Annotated in this window: 22 protein-coding genes; 14 read left to right on the top strand and 8 right to left on the bottom strand. The window is 68.0% G+C overall.

Annotated features, from left to right (window positions below; all coding sequences use genetic code 11):
- Positions 1–56: 56 nt before the first annotated feature.
- Positions 57–392 (top strand): Zn-ribbon domain-containing OB-fold protein, encoded by a 336-nt coding sequence (locus tag G6N50_RS28475; RefSeq protein ID WP_083093114.1) that lies wholly within the window; start codon positions 57–59, stop codon positions 390–392.
- A 10-nt stretch (positions 393–402) separates the two neighbouring features.
- On the opposite strand, the gene G6N50_RS28470 is transcribed toward G6N50_RS28475, so the two are convergent.
- Together G6N50_RS28470 and G6N50_RS28465 are read right to left on the bottom strand one after the other, a co-directional pair.
- The gene (locus G6N50_RS28470; RefSeq protein ID WP_083092810.1) at positions 403–2580 is read right to left on the bottom strand and encodes an acyl-CoA dehydrogenase; all 2178 of its coding nucleotides are present in this window, start codon (positions 2578–2580) and stop codon (positions 403–405) included.
- Positions 2581–2755: 175 nt separating this feature from the next.
- Positions 2756–3514 carry an SDR family NAD(P)-dependent oxidoreductase gene (locus G6N50_RS28465; protein ID WP_067827497.1) on the bottom strand — a complete coding sequence of 253 codons (759 nt, stop codon included), beginning with the start codon at positions 3512–3514 and terminating at the stop codon, positions 2756–2758.
- A 111-nt stretch (positions 3515–3625) separates the two neighbouring features.
- Between G6N50_RS28465 and G6N50_RS28460 the strand changes: the two genes are divergently transcribed.
- From G6N50_RS28460 to G6N50_RS28435, 6 genes are all read left to right on the top strand, one after another.
- Positions 3626–5167, top strand: coding sequence for an ATP-dependent DNA ligase (locus G6N50_RS28460; RefSeq protein ID WP_083092812.1), 1542 nt, complete (start codon positions 3626–3628; stop codon positions 5165–5167).
- 44 nt (positions 5168–5211) lie between these two features.
- Positions 5212–7491 (top strand): carbon starvation CstA family protein, encoded by a 2280-nt coding sequence (locus G6N50_RS28455; protein ID WP_083092814.1) that lies wholly within the window; start codon positions 5212–5214, stop codon positions 7489–7491.
- Between the two features lie 157 nt (positions 7492–7648).
- Positions 7649–7945, top strand: a complete 297-nt coding sequence (locus G6N50_RS28450; protein ID WP_142275416.1) for a hypothetical protein — start codon at positions 7649–7651, stop codon at positions 7943–7945.
- A gap of 181 nt (positions 7946–8126) precedes the next feature.
- Positions 8127–9644: an Hsp70 family protein gene (locus tag G6N50_RS28445; RefSeq protein WP_083092817.1), complete on the top strand. Its 1518-nt coding sequence runs from the start codon at positions 8127–8129 to the stop codon at positions 9642–9644.
- Positions 9645–9658: 14 nt separating this feature from the next.
- Positions 9659–10324: a nitroreductase family protein gene (locus G6N50_RS28440; RefSeq protein ID WP_179970200.1), complete on the top strand. Its 666-nt coding sequence runs from the start codon at positions 9659–9661 to the stop codon at positions 10322–10324.
- Between the two features lie 8 nt (positions 10325–10332).
- Positions 10333–11163, top strand: a complete 831-nt coding sequence (locus G6N50_RS28435) for an oxidoreductase (RefSeq protein WP_083092820.1) — start codon at positions 10333–10335, stop codon at positions 11161–11163.
- Positions 11164–11166: 3 nt separating this feature from the next.
- Here G6N50_RS28435 and G6N50_RS28430 read toward each other — a convergent pair whose 3' ends face one another.
- On the bottom strand, positions 11167–12123 hold the full coding sequence (locus G6N50_RS28430) for an LLM class F420-dependent oxidoreductase (protein ID WP_083092822.1): 957 nt from the start codon (positions 12121–12123) through the stop codon (positions 11167–11169).
- Positions 12124–12629: 506 nt separating this feature from the next.
- Here G6N50_RS28430 and G6N50_RS28425 point away from each other — a divergent pair.
- Genes G6N50_RS28425 through G6N50_RS28410 form a run of 4 tightly spaced genes read left to right on the top strand, consistent with a single transcriptional unit; the run spans position 12630 to position 17073 of the window.
- The gene (locus G6N50_RS28425) at positions 12630–13838 is read left to right on the top strand and encodes an acetyl-CoA C-acetyltransferase (protein ID WP_083092823.1); all 1209 of its coding nucleotides are present in this window, start codon (positions 12630–12632) and stop codon (positions 13836–13838) included.
- A gap of 2 nt (positions 13839–13840) precedes the next feature.
- Positions 13841–14617 (top strand): enoyl-CoA hydratase/isomerase family protein, encoded by a 777-nt coding sequence (locus G6N50_RS28420; protein ID WP_083092825.1) that lies wholly within the window; start codon positions 13841–13843, stop codon positions 14615–14617.
- Entirely contained in the window at positions 14614–15756 is a 1143-nt protein-coding gene (locus G6N50_RS28415; protein ID WP_083092827.1) for a CaiB/BaiF CoA transferase family protein, read from the top strand. The genes G6N50_RS28420 and G6N50_RS28415 overlap by 4 nt, the downstream gene beginning before the upstream one ends.
- 21 nt (positions 15757–15777) lie before the next feature.
- Positions 15778–17073 (top strand): acyl-CoA dehydrogenase family protein, encoded by a 1296-nt coding sequence (locus tag G6N50_RS28410; protein ID WP_083092829.1) that lies wholly within the window; start codon positions 15778–15780, stop codon positions 17071–17073.
- Here the strand turns inward: G6N50_RS28410 and G6N50_RS28405 are convergent.
- Positions 17070–17717, bottom strand: coding sequence for an MspA family porin (locus tag G6N50_RS28405; protein ID WP_083093115.1), 648 nt, complete (start codon positions 17715–17717; stop codon positions 17070–17072). The two genes, G6N50_RS28410 and G6N50_RS28405, sit on opposite strands and share 4 nt — an antisense overlap.
- A gap of 246 nt (positions 17718–17963) precedes the next feature.
- On the opposite strand from G6N50_RS28405, the gene G6N50_RS28400 reads away from it, so the two are divergent.
- Entirely contained in the window at positions 17964–18167 is a 204-nt protein-coding gene (locus G6N50_RS28400) for a hypothetical protein (protein ID WP_232068852.1), read from the top strand.
- Positions 18168–18179: 12 nt separating this feature from the next.
- Here G6N50_RS28400 and G6N50_RS28395 read toward each other — a convergent pair whose 3' ends face one another.
- From G6N50_RS28395 to G6N50_RS28380, 4 genes are read right to left on the bottom strand one after another with little or no spacing between them, the layout of a single operon-like run.
- Entirely contained in the window at positions 18180–19139 is a 960-nt protein-coding gene (locus tag G6N50_RS28395) for a phosphotransferase family protein (RefSeq protein WP_083092832.1), read from the bottom strand.
- On the bottom strand, positions 19140–19937 hold the full coding sequence (locus G6N50_RS28390) for an SDR family NAD(P)-dependent oxidoreductase (protein WP_083092834.1): 798 nt from the start codon (positions 19935–19937) through the stop codon (positions 19140–19142).
- A 45-nt stretch (positions 19938–19982) separates the two neighbouring features.
- Entirely contained in the window at positions 19983–20423 is a 441-nt protein-coding gene (locus tag G6N50_RS28385) for a DoxX family protein (RefSeq protein ID WP_083092835.1), read from the bottom strand.
- Positions 20420–21343 (bottom strand): alpha/beta hydrolase, encoded by a 924-nt coding sequence (locus tag G6N50_RS28380; protein ID WP_083092837.1) that lies wholly within the window; start codon positions 21341–21343, stop codon positions 20420–20422. Before G6N50_RS28380 ends, G6N50_RS28385 begins: the two co-directional genes overlap by 4 nt.
- A 67-nt stretch (positions 21344–21410) precedes the next feature.
- Between G6N50_RS28380 and G6N50_RS28375 the strand changes: the two genes are divergently transcribed.
- Together G6N50_RS28375 and G6N50_RS28370 are read left to right on the top strand one after the other, a co-directional pair.
- Positions 21411–21734, top strand: coding sequence for a DMT family transporter (locus G6N50_RS28375; RefSeq protein ID WP_083093116.1), 324 nt, complete (start codon positions 21411–21413; stop codon positions 21732–21734).
- Between the two features lie 249 nt (positions 21735–21983).
- The gene (locus tag G6N50_RS28370; RefSeq protein ID WP_142275427.1) at positions 21984–24419 is read left to right on the top strand and encodes a glycogen/starch/alpha-glucan phosphorylase; all 2436 of its coding nucleotides are present in this window, start codon (positions 21984–21986) and stop codon (positions 24417–24419) included.
- Positions 24420–24662 lie beyond the last annotated feature (243 nt).

Raw genomic sequence — 24662 nt, 5'->3', positions numbered from 1 at the left:
CCCGTCAGACCACACCCACCGCCGCCATCGAATCAATTGAGTGTACTGTATTCGTCGTGTCGGACGGGCCGCTGCTGATCGAGTACTGCGACGACTGCGCGCGCTGGGTGCATCCGGCCAGCGGCAAATGCCGCGAGTGTGGGGGCCCGCTGGTGTCGCGAGAAGTCTCCGGGCGGGGCACCGTGTTCACCTACACGGTCAACCATCACCCGTACAACCCGGAGATCCCCACCCCGTACGTCATCGCCATCGTCGAGCTCGCCGAACAGAGCGGCCTGCGGGTCGCCGCCAACATCGTTGACTGCGAACCGGATTCGGTGACCTGTGGCATGCCCGTCGAGCTGCGGCCGCAGCGCGGCAGCGGCGGCGCGGCGCAGTTCGCGCCGGCCTGACGTCCGCGGACTAGTTGATCAGCGGGTCGCGCGGCATGCCGAGGATCCGCTCGGCGATCTGATTGCGCGTCACTTCCGATGTGCCACCGGCGATCGCCATGCCGCGGGCCCCCATCATCAGCCGGCCGGCCAGGGCGCCGGGACCGTCCGTCAGCGCGACCTCGGGACCCAGCAGCGCCGCCATGATCGCGGCGCCTTCCACCATGTGCTCGGCCAGCTTCAGCTTGGTGACGTTGCCTTCCGGGCCGGGTCCCGCGCCTTCGACGCTGCGCGCGGCGCGCCGCAGGTTTAGCAGCCGCAGCGCGGTTTCCTCGGCGAGGTACGAGCCGACTCGAATTCGCCCGCCCGCCAACCGATCCGGGCGTTGCTCGGTGAGCTGCACGAGTTGGTCGGCCAGCCCCTCGTAGAACGAGCCGCTGCCGCCGATGCTGACACGCTCGTTGCCCAGCGTTGCGCGCGCGACGGTCCACCCGGAGTTGGGCGCCCCGACGACGTCTTCGTCGGGGACGAACAGGTCGTTGAAGAAGACCTCGTTGAAGTCCGAGCCGCCGGTGATCTGCCGCAGCGGCCGCACCTCGACCTCGGGCGCCTTCATGTCGATGATCACCGTGGTGATGCCGGCGTGCTTCGGGGCGTCGGGGTCGGTGCGCACCGTGGCAAGGCCGCGTGCGCAATAGTGCGCCCCGCTGGTCCAGACCTTCTGGCCGTTGATCTTCCAGCCGCCGTCCACCCGGGTGGCGCGCGTCTTGATGGACGCGGCGTCCGATCCGGCGTCGGGCTCAGAGAACAGCTGGCACCAGATCTCGTCCTTGCGCAGCGCCTTCTCCACGAATCGTTCTATCTGCCAAGGTGTTCCGTGCTGGATCAGCGTCAGGATCACCCAGCCGGTGATCCCGTAGTCGGGTCGCTTGATGCCGGCCGCGCGGAACTCCTCCTCGATCACCAGCTGCGCCACCGCGTCGGCCGCGCGTCCCCACGGCTTGGGCCAGTGCGGCATCACGTAGCCGGTCTCGATCAGCTTGTCGCGCTGGGCCTCTTTGCCCAGGGCGGCGATCTCGGTGGCGTCGGCGCGGATGCTGGTGCGCAGTTCTTCGGCTTCCGGGGGCAGGTCCAGGCTGTTCTCGCGGACGGCGCCGGCGGCGGTGCGCTCGAAGACGTCGGCGGCCGGTGCGTCGCCACCGAACAGCGCGGTGGTCACCACCGCCCGGCGCAGGTGCAGATGCGCGTCGTGTTCCCAGGTGAAGCCGATGCCGCCGTGCACCTGAATGTTGAGTTCGGCGTTGCGGACGTAGGCGGGCAACGCCAGCGTCGCGGCCACCGCGGCCACCAGCCGGAATTGCTCCTCGTCCTCGCCCGCCGCGCGGGCGGCGTCCCAGACGGCGGCGATCCCGGACTCCGCGCCGACCAGCATGTTGGCGCAATGATGCTTGACCGCTTGGAACGTGGCGATGGTGCGCCCGAATTGCTGGCGCACCTTGGCGTAGTCGACGGCGGCGTCGACGCAGTCCGACGCCCCGCCCACCGCCTCGGCGGCCAGCAGGGTGCGGGCCCGGGCCAACGCCGATGGGCGCGCCCCCGCCAGCACGTCATCGTCGGAGACGCGCACGTTCTCCAGGCGAACGCGGCCGGACCGCCGGGTCGGATCGAAGTTCTCCGGCACCTCGACCGACACACCGTCGCGGCCGCGCTCGAGCACCAGAACGTCGTCACCCGCCGCGATCAGCAACAGCTCGGCCAGCCCGGCCCCCAGGACGATTCCGGCCTCACCCTCGGCTATCCGACCTTTTGAGCCGTCGTTGACCCGCACCTGGCCGTCCAGCCCGATGCCGGCGGTGACGGTTCCATCGATCAGGCCGGGCAGCAGCCGCGACTTCTGTTCGGCGGTACCGTCTTTGGCGATCACGGCGGACGCGATCACGGTGGGCACGAAGGGCCCCGGCGCTACCGCGCGTCCGAGTTCCTCGATCACCACGACGAGCTCGGGCAGTCCGAAGCCCGAGCCGCCGTATTCCTCGTCGACGTGCAGGCCGAGCCAGCCCAGTTCGACCAGGTTGTGCCAGAACCCCGGGCGGGGCTCGTCGGAGGCGTCGAGCAGCGATCGCGCCGCCCAGCGCGCCTTCTGCGAGGTCAAGAACCCGCGCGCCACCTCGGCGAGTTCACGATGGTCGTCGGTTATTGCGATACCCATGAGGGCCCTCCTCGCGCCGCATGCCAGCCGGGTGTGATCGTCCCGCTCCCGCTTGGGCCGCCGCGCGGCCCGCAACGTCGGGGCTGAAGCTGGGTGGCCTGCCCCGCTTCGAGGGGAAGCGGGGCGGCTGCCTAAAGAGTGTACTTAATGCGGGGAGGGACCCAACGGGGGGCGGCTACTTGGGTGCGAACCGCTGTCCGGCGTCCAGTCGCAGGCACTGCCCGTTGAGCATCGGGTTGTCCACGATGGCGGCGGCCAGCTTCGCGTACTCCTCGGGACGGCCGAGGCGCTTGGGGAACGCCGCGTCCTTGGTGAGCGCCGCCGCGAACTCGTCCGGGATGCCCTGGGTCAGTCCGGTGGCGAACAGGCTCGGGGCGATGGCCAGCACCCGGATGCCCAGCGAGCCCAGGTCGCGGGCCATGGTCAGGCACATGCCCGCGATACCCGCCTTGGCGGCGGTGTAGGCGACCTGCCCGATCTGGCCCTCGAAGGCCGCGATGGAGGCGGTGTTGATGATGACGCCGCGTTCCTCGTCCTCGGGCTCGTTCTTGGCCATATGCGCGGCGGCCAGCCGGCTGATGTTGAAGGACGCGATGAGGTTGAGGTCGATCACGGACTGGAAGGATTCGAGGTCGTGCGGACCGGACTTGGTCATCGTCCGCTTGGCGATGCCACCGCCGGCGGTGGTGACGATGACGTGCAGGCCGCCGAGCTTGTCGACAGCGGTCTGCAGCGTCTCTTCGGTGCCGGTGAAGTCGGTGACGTCGACGGGGTAGAACGCGCCGCCGAAGCCCTCGGCGACCGCCTTGCCGTCGGAACCCTCACGGTCGAGGACGGCGACATCCGCCCCGCGCGCGGCGAACAGTTCCGCGGTGGCGCGTCCCATCCCCGATGCGCCGCCGATGACGACGGCCTTCTTCCCGTTTATCTCCATCCGGACGTCTCCTTCGTGGTTGTCAGAACCCGTGCAATCTGTAACGTTACGTAGGCACGCTAGCGTGTCCGTTCTCCAGGCCTGTCACCGAGCCATGCCAAGCTGGCAACCGTGCTCCTTCTCGACGTGGCAACGACGTCAAACGACGTCGGAAGCACATCGTCGCGGCTGACCAAGGTCGCCCACATCGCCGACCTGCTGGCCCGCGCCGCGCCCGACGCCGCGCGGGTCGCCATCATTGTGTCGTGGCTTTCCGGTGAGCTGCGGCAGCGCCAGATCGGCGTGGGCTGGGCGGCGCTGCGCTCGCGGCCGTCGGCGGCCACACAGGCCACGCTGACCGTCACCGGCGTCGACGCTACCTTCTCCGACATCGGCGCCGTGTCGGGCAAGGGCGCGCAGGCGCGCCGCGCCGCTCTGGTGAACGCCCTATTCGCCGCCGCCACCGAAACCGAGCAGACCTTTCTGCTGCGACTCCTCGGCGGCGAACTGCGCCAGGGCGCACTGGCCGGGATCATGACCGACGCCGTGGCCAAGGCCGCCGGGATCCCGGCCGCCGTGGTGCAGCGAGCCGCGATGCTGGGCGGGGACCTGCCGGCGGTGGCGGCGGCGGCCCTTTCCGGCCCCTCGTCCGGCTCGGCGTCGGCGCTGGACGCGTTCACCCTGCGGGTCGGCCGGCCGGTCGGCCCTATGCTGGCGCAGACCGCGACGGGCGTGGCCGACGCGATCGAACGCCACGGCGGGCAGGCGATTTTCGAGGCCAAGCTGGACGGCGCGCGGGTGCAGATCCATCGCGCCGGCGACCAGGTCACCGTCTACACCAGGAGCCTGGACGACGTCACCGCCCGGCTGCCCGAAGTGGTGGAGGCGACGCTGGCGCTGCCGGTCGACAACCTCATCGCCGACGGCGAGGCGATCGCGCTGCGGCCCGATAATCGGCCGCACCGGTTTCAGGTCACCGCCTCGCGCTTCGGCCGCTCCGTCGACATCGCTGCAGCCCTTGCCGCGCAACGGCTTTCGGTGTTCTTCTTCGACATCCTGCATCGCGACGGCGTCGACCTGCTCGACGCGCCGACCACCGAGCGGCTGGCCGCCCTGGATGCATTGGTGCCGCCGGCGCAGCGGGTCGATCGGCTGTTCACCGCCGACCCCGCGGAGGCGGGCGCCTTCCTGGACGCGACGCTGGCCGCCGGCCACGAGGGTGTGATGGCCAAGGCGCCGGACACGCCGTATGCGGCGGGTCGCCGGGGAGCGGGCTGGCTGAAGGTCAAGCCGGTGCACACGCTGGATTTGGTGGTGCTCGCGGTGGAGTGGGGATCGGGTCGCCGCCGCGGCAAACTCTCCAACATCCACCTGGGCGCCCGCGATCCGGTCACCGGCGAATTCATCATGGTGGGAAAGACTTTCAAGGGCATGACCGACGCCATGCTGGAGTGGCAGACCGCCCGGTTCGGCGAACTCGCGGTCGGCGGCACCGACGGGTACGTCGTACACGTGCGGCCCGAGCAGGTGGTCGAAATCGCGCTGGACGGAGTGCAGAAGTCGTCGCGCTACCCCGGCGGTCTGGCACTGCGGTTCGCGCGCGTGCTGCGCTACCGCGACGACAAGAGCCCAGCCGAAGCCGACACCATCGACGCCGTGCGCGCGCTGTACTGAATTTCGGACAGGCGCAGTTGGCTTGCGCGCGTAGGGTTTCCGCCGTGGCAGTCACAGGGCGCGACACAGACGTCAGCTACATCCACACCGATGACGACCTGCCACCCGTCGCTATCGTCGACCGCTCCCCCATCACCGCCCGGCACAAGGTCGCGTTCGCGATCATCGCGGTGCTCGGCGCCGCCGCGTGGGCGATCATCGCGTTCGCCCGGGGCGAGACGGTCAACGCGGTGTGGATCGTCGTCGCGGCGATCTGCACGTACCTGATCGGATTCCGGTTCTATGCCCGGCTGATCGAATTGAAGATCGTCCGGCCGCGCGACGACCACGCCACGCCCGCCGAATTATTCGACGACGGCACCGATTACGTGCCGACCGACCGTCGGGTGCTGTTCGGCCATCACTTCGCCGCCATCGCCGGCGCCGGGCCCCTCGTCGGTCCGGTGCTGGCCACCCAGATGGGCTATCTGCCCTGCAGCATCTGGATCATCTTCGGCGCGGTATTCGCGGGCGCCGTGCAGGATTACCTGGTGTTGTGGATCTCCACCCGGCGGCGGGGCCGTTCGCTGGGCCAGATGGCCCGTGACGAGCTGGGCGCTGCCGGCGGGGCCGCCGCGATGGTGGGCGTCCTGGTCATCATGGTGATGATCATCGCGGTGCTGGCCTTGGTCGTGGTGCGCGGACTGGCCCAGAGCCCGTGGGGCGTGTTCTCCATCGCCATGACGATTCCGATCGCCGTGTTCATGGGCTGCTACCTGCGGTTCCTGCGTCCCGGCCGGGTCGGGGAAGTCTCACTCATCGGTTTCGCGTTGCTGATGCTGGCCGTGGTCTCCGGCAACTGGGTCAGCGAAACCCCTTGGGGCGCATCCTGGTTGAACCTTTCGGCGGTCACGGTCTCGTGGCTGATCATCATCTACGGCTTCGTGGCGTCGGCGCTGCCGGTGTGGTTGCTGCTGGCGCCGCGCGACTACCTGTCGACGTTCATGAAGGTCGGCGCCATCGCGTTGCTGGCGCTCGGGATCTTCCTCGCGCACCCGCTCATCCAGGCGCCGGCGGTCTCGCGGTTCGCCCACAGCGGCGACGGGCCGGTGTTCCCCGGCTCGCTGTTTCCCTTCCTGTTCATCACCATCGCGTGCGGCGCGCTGTCCGGTTTTCACGCGCTCATCTCGTCGGGGACGACGCCCAAGCTGCTGGAGAAGGAAAGCCAGATGCGCTTCATCGGCTACGGCGGCATGCTGACCGAGTCGTTCGTCGCCGTCATGGCGCTGATCAGCGCGGCGATCCTGGACCAGCACGTGTACTTCGCCCTCAACGCTCCGGCCGCGCAGACCGGCGGCACCGCGGCCACTGCGGCGCACTACGTCAACGGGCTCGGGTTGCCGGGTGGCCCGGCAACCGCCGATCAGCTGAACCAGGCCGCCGCCGTCGTCGGCGAAAAATCGATCGTGTCCCGCACCGGCGGGGCCCCCACGCTGGCGGTGGGCATGTCCGAGGTGCTGAACCGGGCCTTCGGCGGCGCCGGTCTCAAGGCGTTCTGGTACCACTTCGCGATCATGTTCGAGGCGCTGTTCATCCTCACCGCCGTCGACGCGGGCACCAGGGTCGCCCGTTTCATGCTCTCCGATTCGCTCGGCAATCTGGGCGGGCCGCTGACCAAGCTGCAAAACCCGAGTTGGCGCCCCGGCGTGTGGGGGTGCAGCCTGGCCGTGGTCGCCGCGTGGGGCGGCATCCTGCTGATGGGCGTGACCGACCCGCTGGGCGGCATCAACACGCTGTTCCCGCTGTTCGGCATCGCCAACCAGCTGCTCGCGGCGATCGCGCTCACCGTCATCACGGCGATCGTCATCAAGAAGGGCCTGCTGAGGTGGGCGTGGATTCCCGGGGTCCCGCTGCTGTGGGATCTGGTGGTCACGCTGACCGCGTCGTGGCAGAAGACCTTCTCCGCGGATCCCACCGTCGGCTATTGGACGCAGCACTTCCAATACCTGGCCGCGCGCAGCGCCGGCAAGACGTCGTTCGGATCGGCCAAGAACGCGCATCAGCTCGACGCGGTCATCCGGAACACCTTCATCCAGGGCACGCTGTCCATCCTGTTCGCGGCGGCCGTCGTCGTCGTGGTGATCGCCGGAGTCGTGGTCGCGCTCGGGGCAATTCGCGGGCCGGCCAGCAGGCTGAGCCGGCCGTTGACCGAGGACGACCCGGTGCCGTCGAGGTTCTTCGCGCCGTCGGGCCTGATCCCCACCGCCGCCGAGCGCGAGGTGCAACGGCGATGGGACGCGCCGCCGATGTCGACTCCGGAGGCATTTGGCGCTCCGAAGCGCTGAGGGCTCGTTGCCCATACCTGCCGAAATGCGGTAGCCGGTCGCGCGCAAATAGGTAGTCAACTACGCGTGCCAACCGGTGATCGCCGACCGTACGTTGAGTCCGTCACGAGCCGACCTACCTGCTCAACGGGGACGCAACGCGAAGAAGGTGGACGAAATGCTGGTCACGCCAACGGGACTCCGGACCTCACCCCCTACCGTCAACGAGCCCATTCCGCAATCGCCCTCGGCGGCCTCGGTGAACGCGGCAAGCGCAGAGGTTCTGATCAGTACCCAGCAGGTGCTCTTCGGCACCGCCGTCGTCCAGGAGACGCGCCGCGCCCCGCTCGGCAGCCGGATCACCGCCGCGCTGCGGCACATGGTCGCGGACGCGAATCGGCCACGGCACCCCTACCTGAGGCACTACGCCTACCTCGAGGACGCTCGCATGGCACGCGAACTGGACAGGCTGTGAACGTGATCATCAGCGTCGCCTGCGCCGGGTTGATGATGCTGCTCGCAGTGGGAACCCACAACCTGCAGTGGCGCCTCGAGCGCAACGACTACGAGCGCCACTTCGAGGTCTGACCCAACGCGGAGGGGCACGCCGCGAAAAGGTCCTGCCGAAGTCAGCGGCGCGGTCCTAAACTTGCGCGATGAGAGTCGGTATCGACTTCGGCACCACCCACACCGTCGTTGCGGCCGTCGACCGCGGCAACTATCCCGTCGTCTCCTTCGAGGGCGCGGATGCGTGGCCGTCGCTCATCGCCGCCAACGCCGCCGGGGAGTTGCGGTTCGGCGCGGAGGCCGCCGCCGTCCGCCACGACCCGGCATGGTCGGTGCTGCGCTCGTTCAAACGCTTGCTCAACGACGCCGGGCCCCAGACCGAGGTGACCCTGGCCGGCCGTGACTACCGCCTGGCAGACCTCCTCACCGGCTTCCTAGCCCAGCTGAAAACCGATCTGCAGCGGCACTCGAACGCCACCCTGGCCCCGGGCGAAGCCGTCGAAGCCGCGATCAGCGTGCCGGCCAACGCCTCTAGCGCCCAGCGCCTGCTGACCCTGGATGCCTACGTGGGCGCCGGTTTTCACGTCGTCGCGCTGCTCAACGAGCCGTCGGCCGCCAGCCTGGAATACGCCCACCGATACCGGTCGACCATCACCGCCAAACGCGAATACGTCCTCATCTACGACCTCGGCGGCGGCACATTCGACGCGTCGCTGCTGAAGATGACGGGGCACGCGAACGAGGTCGTCGTCAGCGAGGGCATTCAGCGCCTCGGGGGTGACGACTTCGACGAGGCGATCGTCGAGCTCGTGCAGGCGGGCGCGGACCTGCCCGCCCTCGACGCCGCCCAGCGCGACCTGCTGGCTGAGGAGTGCGCCGCGCGCAAGGAGGCCGTCGGGCCGCAGACACGCCGATTCCTGGTGGACCTGTCCCCCGTCGATCGGCCCCCGTTCTCCTGCCCCATCGACGACGTCTATTCGGTGTGCGCACCGCTGGTCGACCAGACGATGGAGTTGCTCAACCGAGTCCTGCGCGACCCGGCGCGAGGACGCGCGGACGTGGACTGGTCGGAGGTGGCGGGCATCTACGTCGTCGGCGGGGCCGGCGGTTTCCCGCTGGTGTCCCGGATGCTGCGCGGCGCCTTCGGCGAGAAGCGGGTGAAACGCTCGCCGCACCCGTTCGCCGCCACGGCCATCGGACTCGCGGTCTTCCTGGACAAGGAGTCCGGTTTCGCGCTGTCCGAACGCTTCTCGCGGAATTTCGGAGTCTTCCGGGAGGCCGAGGCCGGCGCCGGAGTGGTGTTCGACCCGATCGTGTGCAAGGACGTTTCGCTGCCGGCCGACGGGCAATCCCCGCTGGTGGTGAAACGACGGTATCGAGCGGCACACAACATCGGGCACTTCCGGTTCGTGGAGTGCAGCCGCCTGGTCAACGGGCGGCCCGACGGAGACGTCACGCCCTATGACCCGGTGTTGTTCCCGTTCGACCCGGCGCTGTACGACCGCGACGACCTCGGGCGTCAGCCGGTCGGCCGGTGGACGGACGGGCCCGACGTCGAGGAGCGCTACGTCATCGCCCCCAGCGGTGCGGTGGAAGTGACGTTGACGACGCGATCGTCCGGCTTCGAACGCACCTTCCGCCTGGAGCGGTGCGCGTCGGCGAGTTGATGAGTCATCCCGCCATGCGGCTATACGACGTGATGCGAACAACTTTCGCGGCACGGGAGTTCACGGGAGATCCCTTGCCCGACGAGGTGCTGGGGCGCATCTTCGGCAACGCCCGGTTCGCTCCCAGCGGCGGCAACAGGCAGGGCGCCCACATCACCGTAGTGCGCGACGAAACGGTCCGCCGCCGGCTGGCCGAACTGGGCAAGCCCGCCGCCCGCCGCTACTTCGCCCAGTTGCGGGCAGAGGAAAACCCGTGGAATTCGGTGCACCCCAGCGCCGTGCCGCAAGACGTCATCGACGCGACCGAGGTTCCCGACACGTTCGTGGCGCCGATCGCCAAAGCGCCTGTCGTCCTTGTCATTTCAGTAGATCTGGCCGTTGTTGCCGCCGTCGATCAGGAACTGGACCGCGTCGGTATCGCGGGTGGGGCATCGGTATACCCACTGATTTGGAACATTCTGCTCGCCGCGCGCAGTGAGGGCTACGGCGGCACCATCACGACGATGGCCATCGCGGCCGAAGAACAAGTCCGCGAACTGCTGGGCATCCCCGAGCTACACGCGGTGGCCGCGGTGGTGCCGCTCGGAAAACCCGTGCGGCAGTTGACCAAACTGCGCCGCAGGCCGGTCGCGGAGTTCATCACCCGTGATCGGTTCGACGGTCCGGCATTCGAAAGTTGAGGTGCCCCATGTCCACATGGCTCATCACCGGGTGCTCGACCGGGCTCGGCCGGGCGCTGGCCCAGGCGGTGATCGGCGCCGGCCACAACGCCGTCGTCACCGCGCGTGACGCGGCCGCGGTCGCCGACCTGGCCGAGACCGCACCCGAACGGGTGCTCGCCGCCGCCCTCGATGTCACCGAGCCCGCGCAGGTCGCCTCGGCCGTACAGCGGACGGTCGAGCGATTCGGCCATATCGACGTACTGGTCAACAACGCCGGCTACGGGTATCGCGCCGCGGTCGAGGAGGGCGACGACACCGACGTCCGCGCCCTGTTCGAGACGCACTTCTTCGGCACCGTCGCCATGATCAAGGCCGTGCTTCCCGGCATGCGGGCGCGCCGCAGCGGCGCCATCGTGAACATCTCCTCGATCGGCGCAACTGTGACCCCGGTGGGGTCCGGCTACTACGCGGCGGCCAAGGCCGCGATCGAGGGCATGAGTGGAGCGTTGCGCGGTGAGCTTGTGCCGCTGGGTATTTCGGTGACCATCGTCGAGCCCGGCGCGTTTCGCACCGACTTCGCCGGGCGCTCGCTGGTGCAGTCGGCGACCGTCATCGAGGACTACGCCGCCACCGCGGGACAGCGGCGCAAGGAGAACGACACCATGCACGGCAACCAGGTCGGCGATCCCGCCAAGGCGGCCAACGCGATCATCGCGGCCGTCGAATCGCCTGAGCCGCCGGCCTTTTTGTTGCTGGGACCCGACGCGCTGGGCTTGTATCGCTACACCGCGGACGCGCGGGCGGCCGAGATCGCAAAATGGGAAGAGCTCACCAGCAGCACCGATTTCGAGGGCTGATCCCTACCCGCGCACCTCGGGCAGCACGCCCTGCTCCCACGCCGCGAAGAACCCGTCCATGTCGGGGCCGATCTGCTGCACGTAGATCTCGTCGACGTCGGCGTCGATGTACTTGCGGACCTGGGCGATGTGCTTTTCAGGATCCGGTCCGCACGCCACGCTCTCGGCCACCGCCTCCGGCGGCACCAGGGACATGAGGGCCGCAAAGTCCTTGGGCCGCGGCAAGATTTGCGATGTCTGACCGGGCAGCCCCTCGTTGCCCCACAACCGGTGCGCCGTCTTCAGGGCGGCGTCGGCGTCCCCGTCCCAGCAGACCTTCATACCGCCCTGCACCGGCTTGTCGCCGCCGCCGGCCTCCCGAAATTGCTTGACCAGGTCGCCGTCGGGCATGGCGGTGCTGTAGCCGTCGCCGACGCGGGCGGCCAGCTCAACGGCCTGCGGGCCGAAGGCCGAAACGTAGATCGGCACCGGCTGGTCCGGCCGGGTGTAGATCTGCGCTTCTTGCACCTCGTAATGCTTGCCGTGGTGGCTCACCTCACCACCCTTGTGCAGCTTGCGGATGACCTCGATCGACTCCTCCAGCATCTCGAGACGCACCCCGGCGGACGGCCAGGGATCGCCCAGAATGTGTTCGTTGAGGGCCTCGCCGCTGCCGACCCCGAGCACGAAGCGTCCGTCGAGTTGCACGGCCGCGGTGGCCGACGCCTGCGCGATGATTGCCGGGTGGATTCGGATGGTCGGGCAGGTCACCGCGGTGCTCACCGGCAGCGACGTCGCCTCCGACAGCGCACCGATGACTCCCCACACGAACGGGCTCTGGCCCTGCTCGTCGTTCCAGGGGTGGTAGTGGTCGGAGATCCACAGCGCTTCGAACCCCGCGTCCTCCGCACGCTTGGCCTGGTCGATGAGTTCCTTCGGGCCGAATTGCTCGCAGGTCAGAAAGTATCCGATCTTGGTCATGGCGCCTGGCTACCCGCTGAAGGTCCGGTTATGCGCCGCCGCCCGCGCTGTTTACCTTCGGCGCGCGGGTTGTCGTGCGGCAGAGCCCGACTGCGCGACCTCAGGCCCGGCCGATCACCCCATCGGACAGCCGGTTTCGCGGCCCTGATCGATGCGCCAGATCAGCGACTGGGTGCAACCGCTCGGGTAGCGTCGCTCGCTCGCCGGAAGGACAGTGTCAAGTGCCCGCCTTTGAGCGACAACTCCACCGCGCTCTGGCCCGCTCGCAGGGTTGTCGCTCAAAGGCGGGCAAACATCCCATCCGGCCCAGCGGGGACCGGCGGGGGCATGTGACCAGAGAAACGCAACCCGCTGCCCGCCAATACCGAGCGAGAACAGCTTCGCCAATTTGGAGAAGGTAGTTCTCCGCAGTCGAGAGACGGATTACGATCGCTGGTGACCCGTGCCGGTCCGTCCGAACCAGGTCCCCTGAACCATGACGATCGGAGTCCATCATCGACGCCTGGATTCTCGACGCGGTCCGCACGCCCCGCGGGCGTGGCCGTCCCGACGGCGGACTGCACGGCGTGCATCCGCAGGCCCTGCTCTCCCGGTGCCTCAACGCGCTGGCCGAGCGGATCGGCTTCGACCCAGCCGACGTCGACGACGTGATCGCCGGCAACGGCATTCTCAGCGGAGACCATGGCGACGACATCGCCCGCCTGTCGGTGCTGCTGGCGGGCTGGCCCGAGAGCGTTCCCGGGATGACGCTGAGCCGATTCTGCGGGTCGGGCCAGCAGGCCGTGACCGTTGCCGCCTCGGCCATCGCCGCGGGCAGCGAAGATCTGGTGCTCGCCGGCGGCGTCGAGTCGATGTCGCGCTGGGACGTCACCGCGGGCGTCCCGACCATCGACGGCAACAACCCGGATCTTCGCTCACTCTATCCGACTGTTCCCCAAGGTATTTCGGCCGACCTCATCGCAACCCTGGAGGGATTCACCCGCGACGTCGTCGACGCCTACGCCGCGCAGAGCCAGAGCCGCGCCGGCGCGGCCATCGAGCAGGGACACTTCGAGCGTTCGCTGGTCGACGTGCCGACACCGGCCGGTTGCCTCGAGCGCGACGAACATCCCCGCCCCGGCACCACCACCGAATCGCTGGCCCGCCTCAAACCGGCCTTCGCCGCGATGGGCGCCGCGTGTGCCGATGGTGAGCGACGCACGTTCGACGAGATATGCCTGCAGCGCTACCCCGACATCGACCACATCGACCACGTGCACCACGCGGGCAACTCCTCCGGGGTCGTCGACGGCGCCGCCGCGGTGGCGCTGGCCTCCTCGAACTGGATGCACACCCATCGGGTGACGCCACGCGCGCAGATCAGGGCCACCGCCGCCGTCGGCAGCGAACCGATCATCATGCTCACCGCGCCCGGTCCCGCGGCGCAGCGATGCCTCGAGCGCGCCGGCATGACTGTGGCCGACATCGACCTCTGGGAGATCAACGAGGCCTTCGCCGCCGTTCCGCTGAAGACGATGCGCGATCTCGACATCGACCCCGAGGTGGTCAACGTCAACGGCGGGGCGATCGCGCTCGGACACCCCATCGGCGCCACCGGCGCAATGCTGATCGGCACCGTTCTGGACGAGCTCGAACGCCGTGATCTGACAACGGGTCTGGTGACCATGTGTACCGGTGGCGGGATGGGCACGGCAACGATCATCGAGCGGGTGTGACCATGCTGGAAACGGTGGAGCTCGAACAGCCCTGCAACGCGGTCGCCGTTCTGCGGCTGAATCGCCCGCAGCGGCTCAACGCCATCAACGAGACGATGCAGACCGAATTGCGGTACACCCTTGGCGATTTGGCCGCCAATCCTACGGTGCACGCCGTCGTGCTGACCGGTGCCGGACGTGGCTTCTGCGCGGGCATCGACATGCACGACTTCGGGCCCTCGATGCTGGACGCCGGCGCACCCGCGCTGGATCGGATGCGCTTTCAGGAGAGGATGGCCGCCCTCGCCGAAGCGGTGCATGCGTTGCCGCAGCCCGTCATCGCCGCGGTCAACGGCCCGTGCGTGGGGGCCGGGCTCGCGCTGTGCCTGGCCGCCGACATCCGAATCTGTTCAACGGCAGCCTCTTTCGGCAACGCCGCCATCCTGCTCGGGCTCTCGGGCGCCGAGATGGGCATGAGCTACCACCTGCCGCGCATCGTCGGCACCAGCGTTGCGGCCGACTGGATGCTCACCGGCCGGAACGTGTCGGCCGGCGAGGCCGACCGGCGCGGCCTGGTCAGCGAGGTCATCGAACCGGACCGACTGACCGGCCGCGCGGTGGAGCTGGCGTCGCTGATCGCGAGCCATGCGCCGCTCGGCGCGCAACTCACCAAACGCGCCCTTCAGGTCAACACTGACGCCGCGAGCCTGGCGTCGGCCATGGAACTGGAAAACCGCAATCAGGTGATTTGCCACGCGACCGACGAGGCGGCCGAACGCCGGCAAAAGTGGTCGAAATGACCGGTCCCCTGCACGGCGTGCGCATCATCATGATGGGCGGGTTGGGACCCGCACCGCTGTGCGGAATGCTGTTGGGAGACTTGGGCGCCGAAGTCATCCGCATCGATGCGCTGGCGGGTGTCGACGCTCCTCTGCCGGTGGACTACACGGTACGGCGCAGCCAGCGTTCACTGGCCGCCGATGTGAAGGACCCGCGCGGCCGGGAGCTCGTTCGTCGGCTGGCCGCCGACGCCGATGCCTTCGTCGACGTGTACCGGCCCGGAGTGGCCGAGCGCCTGGGCGTCGGCCCGGAGGTGTTGCGGGAACTCAATCCTCGCCTGGTCTATGCCCGCATGACCGGCTACGGGCAGGACGGCCCCCTGGCCGGTCACGCCGGTCATGACATTAATTACCTCGCGCTGACGGGCGCTCTGCACGCCATCGGCACCGCGGAAACGCCGGTACCGCCGCTGAATCTCGTCGGCGACTACGGTGGCGGCGCAATGCTGTTGGCGGTGGGGCTGCTCAGCGCGATCCTCGAGGCCCGCGCCTCGGGCGCGGGTCAGGTCCTCGATGTGGCGATGGTCGACGGCGTTGCCGCCCTGCTGGCTCCGTATTTCGGCATGCTGCGCGCCGGCACGTGGCGCGACCGGCGTCAGGACAATCTGCTCGATGGTGCCGCGCACTTCTACGGCGCCTACGCCACGGCCGACGGGGGCCACATCGCCGTCGGCGCGATGGAGCCAAAGTTCTACGCCGAACTGTGCGACCGGCTCGACGTGGATGTACCCCACGACGAGGACGACCCGGACGCGTGGGCCGGCCACCGGGCCGCGCTGGCTGCGCGCTTCGCCGAGAAGCCGCGCGCCGAGTGGGAGCGCCTCCTCGACACGCCGGGATGTTGTGCGACACCGGTGCTTTCGCTGACCGAGGCGCCGCGACATCCGCACAACGTCGCGCGGCAGACCTTCGTCGAGCTCGACGGCGTTACGCAGCCCGCACCGGCGCCCCGCTTCTCCCGAACCCGTCCGGTCACGCCCGCACCGCCATCGCTTCCCGGCGATCACACCCGCGCGGTGCTGCGCGAGCTCGGCCTGGACGCCGACGCCATCACCGCGCTCGAGCACGCCGGCGTGGTGGCCCAAAGCAGCGCCAATTGACCGACCCAGAGAGGACGACATATGTCGTGGGACTTCTCCACCGACCCGGAGTGGGCAGAACAACTGCAATGGGTCGAAGGCTTCGTGCGCGAAGAGTGCGAGCCGATCGACCTGATTGTCAAGGAATCCCACGACCTCAATGACCCGGTGCGTCAGGCGCTGATCCCGCCGCTGCAGGAGATCGTGAAAAAGCGCGGCCTGTGGGCCACCCACCTGGGCCCGCAGCTGGGTGGTCCGGGCTACGGGCAGGTGAAGTTGGCGCTGCTCAACGAGATCCTGGGCCGCTCGGAGTGCGCGCCGATCGTCTTCGGCTCACAGGCCCCCGATTCGGGCAACAGCGAAATCCTGGCCCACTACGGCACACCCGAGCTAAAGGAGCGCTACCTGGAGCCGCTGCTGGACAACCGCATCATCTCGTGCTTCTCGATGACCGAGCCGCAGGGCGGGGCCGACCCGAAGGTATTCCGCACCACCGCGGTGCAGGACGGTGATCACTGGATCATCAACGGGGAGAAGTGGTTTTCGTCGTTCGCCTCGATGGCGTCGTTCATCATCGTGATGGCGATGACCGATCCCGAGGCGCCGCCGTACGAGCGCTACTCGATGTTCGTGGTTCCCGGCGACACCCGCGGTATCAACGTGCTGCGCGATGTCGGGCTGGGTTACCAGCCGGTCGGCGGTGGGCGTGAGGGTTATGTCCGATACGAAAACGTCCGCGTGCCCGCCGATCACATGTTGGGCCCGAGGGGTGCGGCCTTCGTCGTCGCGCAGACCCGCCTGGGCGGCGGGCGGATTCACCACGCGATGCGCACCGTGGGCCTGGTCCGCCGGATCTTCGACATGATCTGCGAGCGGGCGGCGTCGCGCTACACCCAGGGCGAGGTGTTGGCCAAAAAGCAACTCGTGCAGGAGATGGTCGCCGACTCGTGGATGGAGATCGAGGCATTTCGGCTGCTGACGCTGCAAACGGCTTGGAAGATTGACCAATTCAACGATTACAAGGCGGTGCGGACCGACATCTCGGCGGTGAAGGCGATGATGCAGAAGGTGCTGCATGATGTGTCCTCGCGGGCGCTGCAGGTGCACGGGTCGTTGGGCACCACGCATGAGATGCCGTTCGTGCAGTATCTGGTGGAGTCGTTCGTGCTCGGACTGGCCGACGGCCCGACCGAGGTGCACAAGGTCACGCTGGCCCGGCTGCTGCTGAAGGACCGTGAACCCGCGCCCGATCTGTTTCCCTCCGAGCATCTGCTGCGGTTGCGCGCGGCCGCGGAGGCGAAGTTCGCCGACAAGCTGGCCGGCATCCCCCGCGGCTAGACCGATTTCGTGACGCCGACGTACGACAGCACCACGTCGGACAGGTCGGTCATTCGAGTCAGCACCGCATAGGAGCGGATGAACGACTGGCCCACGCACCCGTCGATCTTGACGTGGAAGTTGCTGATCATGACCCAGGGATTCGCGCCCTTGAATTGTTTCTTGATCACCGGGACCACGATGACGAGGCCGGGCTTGAGTCCGACGCTCATCACGCCGTTGATCGGGGTGGAAACATACGGCAGTAGCGGCGGCAACGTACCGGTGGTGTCGAACGTCGGGCTGACGCCCGGGATGATGCCGGCACCACCCTCCATGATGACGCCGTTGGAGGTGCTCATGTCGATCCCGCAGCCGATTTGGTAGCCCACCTCTAGGACGCCGTGGGGCTCTTCGGGTCCTTTCAGCGAGCCCACGAATATGCCGCTGGCCATGTATTCGCGCGACGCGATGGACGTGGTCAATGGTGGCACCGGAACCTGCATCTCATCCTTCGCGCCCAACCCCAGGGTCCAGCCGTCCGGAGTGTTCAGGATGGCGGGGGGATTCGAGGGGACCGCACCCCCGGCCGGCGGCGCCGCGGCTGCTCCGGCGGGCTCGACTTCGGGATCCGCACTGGTCGAAGGCGCGGTGGGCAGTGACATGACGAGGCACATGGCAACCAGCACGGCGCGACGAATGACCACGGCAATCGGCCTCACGCACGACAACGTACGCACCCGCCGGTTCGAGTAGCGAAATTTGCTGGGCGACCGATCAAAAATGTTGTGTCTTTGTGACTCTTATGCGATGTAGACACCAAAGGTAGAATTGACCCGCAGTTCGGGCAGACGGCGGAAAGGACCGCGATGATGCTACGCAGGTGCGCCGGTCTACTGCTTGCTGGTTCGATGGCCTTGGCGGCTTTGACGGGCGGCACCGGCACGGCGCTCGCCTCTCCAGATCCCGGCCAGCCACCCGACTTGCCGTCCACCGACCAATGGCAAATTCAGTATCCGACCACGATGACGAACCCGTTCGAAGATTCGCTCGGCTCGGGCGACTGGGGTGGCGTCGGAATGTATTGCGAGAACCTCCACGCCAACTGCGGCTGATCGCCCGCACGATCAATCCAGTATTGATCGCGCCCGGTCCAACAATCCCGGAAGCATTGCCGCCATGGCTTCCAATTCGGCTCGGGGTGAAGCTCGTCGCCGATTGTGCTTGACGATCAGGGACCAGGTGGCCGCCGACTTGAAGCACGCCAGCGCCCTGAACCAGGCCAAGTCGCTGACCGCGCAACCCAACTCAGATTCATACAGTTCGGCGAGCTCGGCGCTCGGCGGCACCGTGCCGTCGGGTGCGGCCACCCGCCGGTAGGTGTCCGGGTCGCAGTTGATCAGGAACCAGCCCGCGTCGATGCGGGGATCGCCTATCGACCAGATCTCCCAGTCGATGACCGCGTTCACGCGCGACCCGGTCACGAGCAGGTTGCCCAACCGGAAGTCTCCGTGCACCACCCGGGGTGTCATCGCGCGCGGTGCGCAATCCAGCAGTGCGTAGCGCACTTTCGGCCAGTCGGGCGCCAACGCCGGATCGACGGTCCGCAGCGTGTCGGACCACCGGTGGACCTCAGCGACCGGATCGACCGCCGGTTCATCGCCCAGCCCGAGGTCCGTTGGCGCGAGTCTGTGCAGCGCGGCCATGGCGCGGCATGCATTCCGGTACCGATCGGACAGGCCGCCGGTCGGCGGGCAATCGTCGAATAACGGCTCCACACAATCGCCTTCGACATGCGCCATCACGTACAGCGGTGGCGTGCCGGGCGGATCTCCCACGTCCTCCCACAGCACCGCGGGCACCGGAACACCGCTCCCGGCAAGCGCTTTGATGATGCGGGCCTGACGCAGCACGTCGCGATGCGCGACCGGCTCGACACCCGGCGGAGCGGCCTTGATCACCACACGCCGGCCGGCCGCGGTGCCCGCGAAGGTGAGACCGGAGGCTCCGCCGGACAGCGGAGCGACGTCGGCGACACCCGCGCCGCTGAGCCGCCGCCGCAGGTCGCCCAGATCGAGCTCGGCCATTCAGCCCGCCGGCGCGGTCCAGCCGACCTCGGCGAGGAAAGGCTGGGTGTGGGCGATGCGCCCGGTCAGGGTCTTCGGGTCACCCGTGCACAACCGGAAGGCCGTCTCGGTGATCAGCGCGATGTCCTCGGTGTCGGTCTTGGCCAGATCGAGGGTTCCGGCGCCCGGGGTGGCCACGGGATTGGACGGGGCGGCGGCGTTGACCGCGATTCCGTCGTCGTGCAGTTCGGCTGCAAGGCTTTTCGTCAATCGGTTGAGTGCGGCCTTGGCCGTGCCGTAGATGCCGAAGCCCGCGGTCCGGTCGAACTCCGAGAACGGCGGCCCGGGCGGCAGGTCGCCGCCCACCGAGGTCAGGTTCAAGATCCAGCCCCGTCCGCGCTCACGCATCGCGGGTAACGCCAGCTGACACAGATGCAGGGGCCCCAGCACGTGCATCTCCATCATCAGCCGGGCCCGCCGCTCGGGAAACCCGTCGAGGGGCCGCAGGAACGTCACCGCCGCGTTGTTGACCAGGATGTCGGGCGCGCCGACGGCACCGGCCACTTCGGCGAAAAGCCTCTCCCTTTCCTCGGATTGCGATAGATCCGCCTGCACCGCAATGGCTTTCCCGCCCGCGGCGACAATCTCGTCGCGGGTCTGGCTCAGCGACCCCTGGTACTTCGGGTCGGGGTCCATCGTGCGGGCGGTCAGCGCCACCGTCGCGCCCTCCGAAGCCAGCCGGGCGGCGATTGCCCTACCCAGGCCCCGGCTGCTTCCGGTGACCAGAGCCACCATCCCGTCGCAGCGTTGTGCGCCCATCCTCGACCTCCTCCGGAAACGGCTTCTCCGCATCAGAGAATGCCATTATCGCCGATCGAGGGGAAGTGCCCTCCCGCGCAGCGCATCGATCGAGTAGTTGCCGCCGCCCGTGAAGATCAGCAGGAAGAACGCGAAGCAGAAGAGGATCGCCAACGCCCCGCCGTTGCCCGCCGGTGGATCGGCGACGGGCCAGAGCGCCTTGGGTTGATGGATCCAGAAATAGGCGACCGCCATCTCCCCCGAGGCCAGGAACGCGACGGCGCGGGTGAACAGCCCGGCGGCGATCAGCAGGCCCGCGAGGATTTCGATCAACCCCGCATACCAGCCGGGCCAGGATCCGAAGTCCACCCGAACCGGCGAAGGGATGGGCCAATCGAACAGGCTGCGCGAGCCGTAGGCGGCGAACAGCAATCCGTAGACGATCCGGAACACGCTCAGCGCGGCCGGCGCATAACGCCCCAGTCGCCCGTCGGTCTCGGTTGTCACGATCGACAGGTTACGGCCGCGGCCCAGTCGAGCAGACGGCGCCAAAGCCGATACCGACTCGACGCCATGTTGTGGCAGTGCGCGCTGTCGGCCAGGACGAGGGTGGTGATGTCCGGGCTGTTGCGGTAGAGGCCGGCCTCGGCCCGCGGGTCCGGTGAGACGTCGACCACGCCATAGCCGACCAACACGGGGACGTCGACCAGCGCGGCGTGCTCAACGACGACACCGGGGATCATGGCGGTGCCGAACACGCGCGGCACCATCGATTTCGCGACGACGCAGTCCGCCGCCACGACGTCTGCGGGGACGTCGGCAAGGTGAAACCAGCTTTGCAAGTACTCGCGCGGCCCCTCGAAGTAGGGCTGCGGCAGGGCGGAAAGGATCTCGCCGGCGAGCTCGGCCCGTCCCCGCGCGGTCGCCGCCCGGGCGATGAATGCCGGGTCCAGGTTCAGCGGCGCGACGTGTTGGTTGGTGCACCCGAGCAGGGCCAGTGCGGCGAAGCTGGAGAACAGCGCTTGTTGGGTGATCGCCAGATACCCGCCCAGCGAATGCGCCACCGCTACCGGGGGCGCGTTGATTCCGGTGGCGCCGGGCAAGGCGGAGACGGCGTGTGCGAGCGTGGCGGCGATATCGTCGAACCCGAAATCACATGCGGGTTGCGAACTTTCGCCGATACCCAGCGGGTCGATAGTCACCACGGAGTAGCCGTTCCTGGTGGCGAAATCGGCGAAGCTGTATCCCTCATGGCCGGGGATGCGCAGGTCCCAATAATCCCGGCTGTAGGTGCCACCCGGCAGACAGACCAACAGCCCCAGCGGCTGCGCGCCGGTGCGCGCGGGATAGTAGGTCGCCGCCAGCGCCGCCTGCCCCCCGATCACGTCGCCGACGTCGAACGTCAATGGCCGCGCGGGAAACGTCATACGGCGCAATCCTTCCACGACATGTCCTGTACACACATACATGTACGACCGCACGCAAGGAGGCGTCTTGACCTATCTGTTCCTCTTCTGCGCGATCTTTGCAGAGGTGATAGCGACCAGCCTGCTCAAAAGCACGGAGGGCTTCACCCGGCTGTGGCCGACCGTCATCTGCCTGACCGGCTATGCCGTCTCGTTCGCGCTCCTGGCGCTATCGATTTCGCGCGGCATGCAGACAGACGTCGCCTACGCGTTGTGGTCGGCGATCGGCACCGCCCTCATCGTGCTGATCGCCGTGTTGTTCCTCGGCTCGACGATCTCCGTCACGAAGATTGTCGGGGTGGGGCTGATCATCGCCGGTGTGGTCACGCTGAACCTGTCCGGCGCGCACTGACCGCCACCATCAGCGCCGTTTCGTCGCCGGCCCGTGAGCCGGTGTTTACGTAACCGCCTTCAACTGCGCGCCTGGTGTGCAAACATCGCTGCCAGACTGACGGTCTGTTCGCCCTCGGGCGGACCGGTTGATTGCGGCAACCTCCAGGGAGTAGGACCCACCATGACCGATGTCGACCAGCCGCCCTCCGACGGACTCTCCCCCTCCAGCCCCACCCGGGCCGACTTGGTCGAGCACTCCCGGAGCGGGATGGGCGCGACCGCGCTACAGCGGGCGATCAACGATCACCTGCGCTATTCGATCGGCCGCCCGGCCGCGGCCCGGCGGCCCGAGCACTACTACCGGGCGCTCGCGCTGGCCGTGCGCGACCGCATGCAGGACCGCCGCGTGGTGTCCACCCAGACCTCGCTCGATCTGGGCCGCAAGGTGACCTGCTACCTGTCGGCGGAATTCCTGATGGGACCCCAACTGGGCAACAACCTGCTCAACCTCGGCATGGAGCGGGCGGCCCGCGATGCGCTGGCGGCGATGGGCCAGAACCTGGACACGGTCCTGGCGTGCGAGGAGGAACCGGGCTTGGGCAACGGCGGCCTCGGCCGGCTCGCTGCGTGCTACCTGGACTCGCTCGCCACCCTGGAGCGTCCGGCGATCGGTTACGGAATCCGTTACGAGTTCGGCATTTTCGACCAGGAGATCCACGACGGCTGGCAGGTCGAGCAAACCGACAACTGGTTGGACCACGGAAACCCTTGGGAGATAGCCAAACCCGATGTCAACTACCTGGTCAAGTGGGGCGGCTACGCCGCTCACTACACGGACGACGCCGGCCACGACCGCGTCCGGTGGGTGCCGGGGCGGGTGCTGAAGGGCGTCGCGTATGACACGCCCATCCAGGGTTATGGCGTCAACACCTGCAACGTGCTGACGCTGTGGAGCGCGCGGGCCGTCAAGTCGTTCGCGTTGGAAGCCTTCAACACCGGCGACTACTACGGCGCCGTCGAAGACGAGGTCATGTCGGAGACGGTCACCAAGGTGCTCTATCCGAACGACGAGCCGGAGGCGGGTAAACAGCTGCGCCTGCTGCAGCAGTACTTCTTCGTATCCTGCTCGCTGCAGCACGTGCTGCACATCATGGACGATCTCGCCGACGTCTCGGTCAAGGAGCTGCCCCAGCGGTTTGCCTTGCAGCTCAACGACACCCACCCGTCGATCGGCGTCGCCGAACTGATGCGGTTGCTCGTCGACGAGCGCGAACTGGACTGGGAGGAGGCGTGGGAGATCACGGTCGCGACGTTCGGCTACACTAACCACACCCTGCTGCCCGAGGCGCTGGAGACCTGGCCGCTGGACATGTTCGCCGAGGCGCTGCCCCGCCACCTGGAGATCATCTACGAGATCAACCGCCGGTTCCTCAACGAGGTGCGCGCCCTGTTCCCCGGCGACGAAGAGCGGGTCGGCCGGATGTCGCTCATCGGCGAGAACGGCGGCAAAAGCGTCCGGATGGCACACCTGGCCACGGTGGGCAGCCACGCCATCAACGGTGTCGCCGCGCTGCATTCGGAGCTGCTGAAAAGCAGTGTGCTCAAAGACTTCTACGAGATGTGGCCGGCGCGGTTCAGCAACAAGACCAACGGCGTGACTCCGCGCCGCTTCCTGGCGCTGGCCAACCCCGGGCTACGGGAATTGCTAGACCGCGCCGTCGGTGACGGCTGGTTGACCGATTTGGGGCGCCTGCGCGGACTCGAGCCGTTCGTCGACGACGCGGCCTTCCGCCGCGAATGGCGCGACATCAAACGCAACAACAAAGCGCGCCTTGCCAAGTACATCCACTCGGTGGCCGGCGTCGAACTCAACCCGGACTGGATGTTCGACGTCCAGGTCAAGCGCATCCACGAGTACAAGCGCCAGCATCTCAATGTCCTGCACGTCGTGGCGCTGTATCACCGGCTCAAACAGGACCCCAGCCTGTCGATTCCGCAGCGGGCCTTCATCTTCGGCGGCAAGGCGGCCCCCGGGTATTTCATGGCGAAACGAATCATCAAGCTGATCAATGCCGTTGGGGAGACCGTCAACGCCGACCCGGACGTCAACCGGTTCCTGAAGGTGGCGTTCGTGCCGAACTTCAACGTGCAGAACGCCCACATGATCTACCCGGCCGCCGACCTGTCCGAGCAGATCTCCACCGCGGGCAAGGAGGCATCCGGCACCGGGAACATGAAGTTCATGATCAACGGCGCCCTGACCATCGGCACGCTCGACGGTGCGAACGTGGAGATGCGCGACGAGGTGGGTCCGGAGAACTTCTTCCTGTTCGGCCTGACGGAGCAGGAGGTCGGGGCGGCCAAAGCGGGCGGATACCGCCCGGCCGACCACATCGATGGCGACGAGGAGCTGTGCACGGTGCTGGATCTGATTGCCGGCGGTACGTTTTCGCACGGCGACACCGAGGTGTTCCGGCCGCTCGTGGACAACCTCCGCAATGACGATCCATTCCTGGTGTGCGCCGACTACGCGTCCTATGTGACCTGTCAGGAGGGGGTGAGCGCCGCGTGGCGGGACACCGAGTCGTGGACGAGGATGTCGATCCTCAATACCGCGCGCAGCGGCAAGTTCTCGTCGGATCGGGCCATCACCGAGTACTGCGACGACATCTGGAACGTGTGGCCGCTGACCGTCAAGATCTGAGAAATCGGCTGATTATCGCGACCCATCGGCGGGGGCGATGCTCACCCTGGCCGCGCCGGTCAACCCATATCTGGGCGACGTCTTAGCCGCGGCGTGCGTCGACTTCTCGGTGCTCCCCCGCGGGTATACCGGGCAAACCCAGACCTAGCGGTACCAGGGCAGGTGCCGGCGCCACCGCCGTCGACCAACGCCACCTGCCCCGCGGCGGATCCGCCCGAAACGGGTTAGGGTGGGCCCCTCACG

The sequence above is a fragment of the Mycobacterium mantenii genome, assembly GCF_010731775.1.
GTDB classification, from domain to species: domain Bacteria; phylum Actinomycetota; class Actinomycetes; order Mycobacteriales; family Mycobacteriaceae; genus Mycobacterium; species Mycobacterium mantenii.
This window is presented reverse-complemented; position numbering and strand designations above follow the sequence as displayed.